The organism is Pluralibacter sp. (genome assembly GCF_019237635.1).
Classification (GTDB): Bacteria; Pseudomonadota; Gammaproteobacteria; order Enterobacterales; family Enterobacteriaceae; genus Enterobacter_B.
In genome coordinates this window covers 1-7,003 of record NZ_JAFAGS010000166.1, presented here as the reverse complement: position 1 = coordinate 7,003, position 7,003 = coordinate 1, and the positions used below count along the sequence as shown (strand labels likewise).

8 protein-coding genes are annotated in these 7,003 nt (G+C 55.6%); 5 read left to right on the top strand and 3 right to left on the bottom strand.

Annotated features, from left to right (window positions below; translation table 11 throughout):
- From JO226_RS19495 to JO226_RS19475, 5 genes are all read left to right on the top strand, one after another.
- Nucleotides 1-143, top strand: a 143-nt coding sequence (locus JO226_RS19495; RefSeq protein WP_296406482.1) for a transposase, incomplete at its 5' end; no start/stop codon positions are given.
- Nucleotides 144-293: 150 nt separating this feature from the next.
- On the top strand, nucleotides 294-1,154 hold the full coding sequence (mscS, locus tag JO226_RS19490; protein ID WP_296406480.1) for a small-conductance mechanosensitive channel MscS: 861 nt from the start codon (nucleotides 294-296) through the stop codon (nucleotides 1,152-1,154).
- Nucleotides 1,155-1,295: 141 nt separating this feature from the next.
- Entirely contained in the window at nucleotides 1,296-1,931 is a 636-nt protein-coding gene (gene argO / locus JO226_RS19485; protein WP_296406478.1) for an arginine exporter ArgO, read from the top strand.
- 89 nt (nucleotides 1,932-2,020) lie between these two features.
- Entirely contained in the window at nucleotides 2,021-2,770 is a 750-nt protein-coding gene (locus JO226_RS19480; RefSeq protein ID WP_296406476.1) for an oxidative stress defense protein, read from the top strand.
- 128 nt (nucleotides 2,771-2,898) lie between these two features.
- Nucleotides 2,899-3,795: a LysR family transcriptional regulator gene (locus JO226_RS19475; protein WP_296406474.1), complete on the top strand. Its 897-nt coding sequence runs from the start codon at nucleotides 2,899-2,901 to the stop codon at nucleotides 3,793-3,795.
- Here the strand turns inward: JO226_RS19475 and JO226_RS19470 are convergent.
- From JO226_RS19470 to meaB, 3 genes are all read right to left on the bottom strand, one after another.
- Nucleotides 3,792-5,270: an acetyl-CoA hydrolase/transferase family protein gene (locus JO226_RS19470; protein ID WP_296406472.1), complete on the bottom strand. Its 1,479-nt coding sequence runs from the start codon at nucleotides 5,268-5,270 to the stop codon at nucleotides 3,792-3,794. The two genes, JO226_RS19475 and JO226_RS19470, sit on opposite strands and share 4 nt — an antisense overlap.
- 21 nt (nucleotides 5,271-5,291) lie before the next feature.
- Nucleotides 5,292-6,077, bottom strand: coding sequence for a methylmalonyl-CoA decarboxylase (scpB, locus tag JO226_RS19465; protein WP_296406470.1), 786 nt, complete (start codon nucleotides 6,075-6,077; stop codon nucleotides 5,292-5,294).
- A gap of 10 nt (nucleotides 6,078-6,087) precedes the next feature.
- On the bottom strand, nucleotides 6,088-7,003 hold a 916-nt coding region (gene meaB, locus JO226_RS19460), incomplete at its 5' end, for a methylmalonyl Co-A mutase-associated GTPase MeaB (RefSeq protein ID WP_296406468.1).

Below are 7,003 nucleotides of genomic sequence, written 5' to 3'. Positions count from 1 at the left end.
GCGCGACGCATCATCTGAACACCAGTGTGCTGGAGGGGATGAATAATAAAATCAAGGTCATAAAGCGTATGGCCTATGGATACCGGGATAACGACTACTTCTTCCTGAAGATAAAAGCAGCGTTCCCCGGTAAAGCGCGATGAACCTTTTTTATTTCCTTTACCGCAGAATGATAGCGTCCAATTTTGTGATCTATTTGGCAAAATCAGCGATTATTGTTTACCCTTAGCGACTCACCTGTCATTCCCGGCGGGGGATTTATTTCCCGTGTGGGCAGCCATAAGGAATATGTAATGAAAGATTTAAACGTTGTTGACGGCATAAATAACGCCGGATCGTGGTTGGTGCGCAACCAGGAATTACTGCTGAGCTATGCGGTGAATATCGTAGCGGCAATTGCAATTGTTATTATCGGTCTGATTGTCGCCCGCGTGGTGTCTGGCACGCTAAACCGTCTGATGCAGGCGCGTAAAATTGACGCCACCGTCGCAGACTTTCTTTCCGCGCTGGTGCGCTATGCAGTCATCGCCTTTACTCTGATTGCGGCGCTTGGCCGCGTTGGCGTGCAGACGGCCTCCGTTATTGCGGTACTCGGCGCCGCAGGCCTGGCCGTTGGTCTTGCGCTGCAAGGCTCGCTGTCTAACCTTGCCGCTGGCGTTCTGCTGGTGATGTTCCGTCCGTTCCGCGCTGGGGAGTATGTCGATCTTGGCGGCGTGGCGGGTACTGTGCTGAATGTACAGATTTTCTCGACGACGATGCGTACCCTGGACGGCAAAATTGTCGTTATCCCCAACGGTAAAATTATTGCCGGCAACATCATCAACTTTTCCCGCGAGCCGGTGCGCCGCAATGAGTTTATTATCAGCGTGGCCTACGACTCTGACATTGATAAAGTGAAGCAGTTGCTGACCGCTATTATCGAGTCTGATGAGCGTATTCTTAAAGACCGTGAAATGACTGTGCGTCTGCACGAACTTGCCGCATCCTCTATGAACTTTGTGGTGCGGACCTGGAGTCAGAGCAGCGAACTGCAAAACGTCTACTGGGATGTGCTGGAACGTATTAAGCGTGATTTTGACGCTAACGGCATTACCTTCCCGCATCAGCAGATGGATGTGCATTTTAAAAATACGCAGAAGCAGGTTAGCGAATAAAAACGAAAAGGCCGGGGTTCCGGCCTTTTTTCTGCACGCTATTATTAATGTAACTTATTAATGATTAAAATTATCAATTTCCGCTAATAATTTTCTCGCGCTATAGTCTGCATCATTAACGAACTGGACGAGAAATTCATTGTGATATCCTATTTTTTTCAAGGGCTTGCACTCGGTGCTGCCATGATCCTTCCTTTAGGGCCGCAGAATGCATTTGTCATGAATCAGGGGATTCGTCGGCAATACCACGTTATGATCGCCTTCCTGTGCGCCATGAGCGATATGCTGCTTATCAGCGCCGGGATCTTCGGCGGCAGCGCGCTGTTGATGCAGTCGCCATGGCTGCTGGCGCTGATTACCTGGGGCGGCGTGGCATTTTTGCTGTGGTATGGGTTTGGCGCGTTCCGCACGGCGACGGGCAGTAATATTGAACTCGCCAGCGCCGAGGTGATGAAGCAGGGGCGCTGGAAAATTGTCGCCACCATGCTGGCGGTGACCTGGCTTAACCCGCACGTCTATCTGGATACCTTCGTGGTGTTGGGCAGCGTCGGCGGGCAGATGGACGTTGAGCCGAAGCGCTGGTTTGCGCTGGGTACCGTCAGCGCCTCTTTCCTGTGGTTCTTTGGCCTGGCGCTGCTGGCGGCCTGGCTTGCTCCGCGCCTGCGTACCGCCAAAGCGCAGCGGATAATCAATCTGCTGGTGGGCGCGGTGATGTGGTTTATCGCGTTCCAGCTGGCAAAAGAAGGCGTCCTGCACGTTCACGCATTGTTCAACTAATCCTTATCTTATGGACATTTACCCGTCACAGGCTAATCTTGCAGGCATGCGCCCTGTTTCGGGTGAATACGTAACATGGAGGAATGACAGTGAAGTTTAAAGTGATGGCCCTCGCGGCTTTAATAGGAGTAAGCGCGATGTCGGTACAGGCAAACGAGTTGCCGAATGGTCCGCATATTGTCACCTCAGGGACCGCAAGCGTTGATGCCGTTCCGGATATTGCTACGCTGGCAATCGAAGTTAACGTCGCGGCGAAGGATGCTGCATCCGCCAAAAAACAGGCTGATGACCGCGTTGCCCAGTACCTCACGTTCCTGGAAAAGAATGGCATCGCCAAGAAGGATATCCGCTCCGCCAACTTGCGTACCCAACCTGACTATGACTACCAGAACGGCAAAAGCATCCTTAAAGGCTACCGCGCCGTGCGTACCGTTGAGGTGACGCTGCGTCAACTGGATAAGCTAAACTCGCTGCTGGATGGCGCGCTGAAGGCCGGTCTGAATGAGATTCGCTCGGTGTCGCTGGGTGTTGCGCAACCGGAAACGTATAAAGACAAAGCCCGTAAAGCGGCGATGGATAACGCAATCCATCAGGCGAAAGAGTTGGCATCTGGTTTTAACGCGACGTTGGGGCCGGTGTACAGCGTACGCTATCACGTCTCTAACTATCAGCCGAGCCCGATGGTGCGGATGATGAAAGCGGATGCGGCTCCTGTGCCGATGTCTGCGCAGGAAACCTACGAGCAGCCGACAATCCAGTTTGACGACCAGGTGGATGTCGTATTCCAGATGCAGCCTGCGGCGACCCAGCCGCAGGATGCCAGCAGCAAAACGCAATAATTCCCTGCGCCCGGCTCTTCAGCCGGGCTTCATTTTTATTCTGTGAGCAACTGTAAAAGTGAGACGTCACATCCAGTCTTTTTTTTGCGACCATGAGGATATGCCATAGCGATTAATGAGGGATAGCTATGGATATTTTTATCTCGAAAAAGATGCGTAATTTCATCCTGCTGGCGCAAACCAATAACATTGCCAGGGCGGCTGAGAAAATACATATGACCGCCTCGCCGTTTGGTAAAAGCATTTCGGCGCTGGAAGATCAGATTGGCTATACGCTGTTTACCCGCAAAGATAACAGCATCAGCCTGAACAAAGCGGGGCAGGAGCTGTACCAGAAACTGTTTCCGATTTACCAACGCCTGTCAGCGATTGATAATGACATTCATCACTCCGCGCACCGCTCACGCAATATCGTGATTGGCATCGATAATACCTATCCGACGATTATTTTCGACCAGTTGATTAGCCTCGGTGACAAATATGACGGGGTGACCGCGCAGGCCGTCGAGTTTAGCGAGAATGGGGTGATTGATAACCTGTTTGACCGTCAGCTCGATTTTATCATTTCACCGCAGCATGTCTCGGCCCGCGTCCAGGAACTGGATAACCTGAATATCAGCGAGCTGGCGCCGCTGCGTCTGGGGTTTCTCGTTTCCCGTCGCTACGAGGAGAAGCAGCCACAGGATCTGCTGCGTGAACTGCCCTGGCTGCAAATGCGTTTCCAGAACCGGGCCAATTTCGAGGCGATGCTGGATGCGTATATGCGCCCGTGCGGCATCAACCCGACGATTATCTATCGTCCCTACAGCTTTATGGCGAAGATAAGCGCCGTTGAGCGCGGGCAGTTTTTGACCGTGATCCCGCACTTTGCCTGGCGACTGGTGAACCCGGCGACGCTGAAATACTTTGATGCCCCCGGCAGCCCGATGTATATGCAGGAGTATCTGTATTCGCTGAAAAACCACCGTTATACCGCCACGATGCTTCAGCATATTGCCGAGGATCGTGACGGTGGGGCGAGTTAACCGAGCATCGAACCATGCTCGATAAGGTTGCGGTGCAGATCAAACGCGTGGCTGAGATCGTGATGGATATGCCCGCCAGGCGCATTATCCAGATAGCGGTGCAGATAGTCCCGATAGAGCGGATGCGCACAGTTGTCGATGATGGCGCGCGCGCGTTGCAGCGGCGAGAGCCCGCGGAGATCGGCAATCCCCTGTTCGGTGACGATCACTTTCACGCTGTGCTCGCTGTGGTCGACGTGGCTGCACATCGGGACGATTGTCGAAATCTTGCCGTCTTTGGCGATGGACGGCGCCATAAAGATAGACAGGTAAGCGTTGCGTTCAAAATCACCGCTGCCGCCGATACCGTTCATCAGATTGACCCCGGCCACGTGCGTGGAGTTGGCGTGACCGTAGATATCAAACTCCAGCCCCACGTTCAGCGCGATAACCCCGAGGCGGCGGATAATTTCCGGGTTATTGGAAATCTCCTGCGGGCGCAGCACAATCCGGCTGGCGAAGAAATCCATGTTTTCGTAAATCTTTTGCAGGGAGTCGGCGGACACCGTCAGGCTGGAAGCGCTGGCGCCGGTGATTTTCCCCGTTTCCAGCAGGTGCACCACCGATTCCTGTAGCACTTCTGAATACATCATGAAGGACGGAATGTCCGGGTTCTCGCCGAGGCGCGCCATCACCGCGTTGTTAATGTTGCCCACGCCGCTTTGCAGCGGCAGGAATTCAGGTGGGATACGCCCGCGCGCCATCTCTTCTAGCAGAAAGGTCACCACGTTATCGGCGATTTGCTGACAGATGGGGTTGGTTTTATTGAGCACGTTTCCGGCATCGGGCAGCTCAGTATCTACGACCGCGACAATCTTTGTGGGATCGATTTGTACGTACCGGGTCCCCACGCGATCCAGCGCATGGTAAATCGCCACGCTGTTACGCCGCGGCGGTGCGCCGGGGATCACGATATCGGCCAGTTCGGCAACGCGCGGGCTATGGTAGTGATTAAGCTCAATGATCACTTTCTTTGCCCGCAGCAGCCACGTTGGCGCGTTGCCGATCCCGCTGGTGAGCCAGACCCGCCCATCCGGAGCAAGGGCCGAGGCTTCAATCACCGCAACGTCAATATCGCCAAAGAAGCCATAGTTGACCATCTGCGCCACTTCGCTCAGGTGCAGGTCCACAAATCGCACCTGTCCTTCGTTGATTTTTTGCCGCAGACCGGAGGAGGTTTGATACGGCGCGCGCCACGAGACGGCGTCCGCATCCGACAGCGCGTCATCGGCGGCCGCGCTGATGGACGCCCCCGTCAGCAAACGAATCTGGAAAGGCTTTTGCGCCTGATGCAGTTCGCGGGCGCGACGGGCGATCGCCGCCGGTAGCGCCTTGGGCGAACCGGCGGGAGTAAAGCCGCTGAAGGCGACCATTGCGTTATGCTCAATGAGCTCCGCCGCTTCGTCGGCGCTGAGCCGCGGCCAGGGTTCTTTCATCGCTATCTCCTTTCGCCAGCGTTAGTGGCCCACGAAGTTGGGTTTACGTTTTTCCAGAAACGCATTCATTCCTTCCTGATAATCTTCGCTGTCATACACGGCGCGGCGCATCCCCTGAATGCGCTCGAACTCATCGGAATTCATGGTGTGCGCTTCGCCAAGTACGCGCAGTTCTTCCTTGATGACGGCAATCGCCAGCGGCGCTTTTTCCGAGATGTGGTGCGCCATCTGCAGCGTGAAATCTTCCAGTTCTGCGGTGGGGACGACGTGGTTGAGAATACCGACCGCCAGCGCGCGCTGCGCGGTGATAGGGGAGGCGGTGAAAATCAGCTCTTTGACGATATGGAAACCAGCGTCGCGGGTCAGGTTGTGGATTCCGACCAGATTGTACGGCACGCCAAGGTTGACCGGCGTCATGGAGAAGGTGGAGGTGTTGGCCGCGATGATCAGATCGGAACTCATGATCATCTCAAACGCGCCGCCCCAGACGCTGCCCTCAACCATCGAGATAACCGGTTTCGGGTATTTCTGGATCATGCGGGTGATCTGGCGCAGCGGATCGTCATAAGAGAGCGGATCGCGCCGTCCGGTGGGCAGCTCATGAATGTCGTGACCGGCGGAGAACACCTTCGCGCCGCTGGGCGCGCGCAGGATAATACAGCGAATATCCGGGCGGTTGAGATCGCTTAGCGCCAGCATGAGATCGTCAATAAACACCTTGCTCAGGGCGTTCAGCTTGCGGGCGTAGTTGAACTCAATGACCGCCACTTTCTGGATAATAACAACGTTAACGTATTGATAAGACATAATTATCTCTTTATTTAAAGTAATGATTCTGGATAAATTCGCCGATTTGCCGCAGGCCGGTGCGCGGCGAGAGGCTGCTGTTTTTGACGGCCTGCAGCGTCTGCTGGTAGTAGCGGTCGAAGTCGCTCCGGGCGAACAGGAGCTGTAGCGCCTCCGCTTCGGTCTGCTTTTGCAGCCAGTCTACCGCCTGCTGCTGGCGCACCTGCTGGAGTCGTCCACTGCGGGTTAAGCGGGTTCTGAAATCGCAGATGGCCTGCCAGACCTCGTCGATACCACGCTTTTCCAGCGCGCTACAGCTCAGCACCTGCGGCTGCCACTCGGCGTATTTACGCCGCAGGATGTGCAGCGCGCTCTCGTACATGTGACGGGCGATGGCGACGCGGTTATGGTTTTCACCGTCATCCTTGTTGATGACAATCAGGTCGGCCATCTCCATGATCCCTTTTTTAATGCCCTGCAGGTCGTCGCCGCCGCCGGCTATCTGTAACGACACAAAACAGTCCACCATCCGGGCGACCTCTGTTTCCGACTGACCGACGCCGACGGTTTCGACGATCACCACATCGAACCCCGCCGCTTCGCACAGCAATATCAGCTCCCGCGCCCGCAGGCAGGCGCCGCCGAGATGGCCGCTGGAGGGCGACGGGCGGATAAAGGCGGCCTCTGAGCGCGCCAGTTCGGTCATTCGTGTTTTGTCGCCAAGAATACTTCCGCCGCTGACCGGGCTGCTGGGGTCGACGGCAATCACCGCCACCCGCAACCCCTGACGGATCAGCAGTATGCCGAAGGCGTCCAGAAAGGTGCTTTTTCCGGCGCCCGGCGTGCCGGTGACGCCGATGCGCAACGCATTGCCGCTAAAGGGCATAATGGCATCCAGCAGCCGTGTGCTCAGGGCCTGGTGGCGGGGATGCTGGCTCTCGACCAGC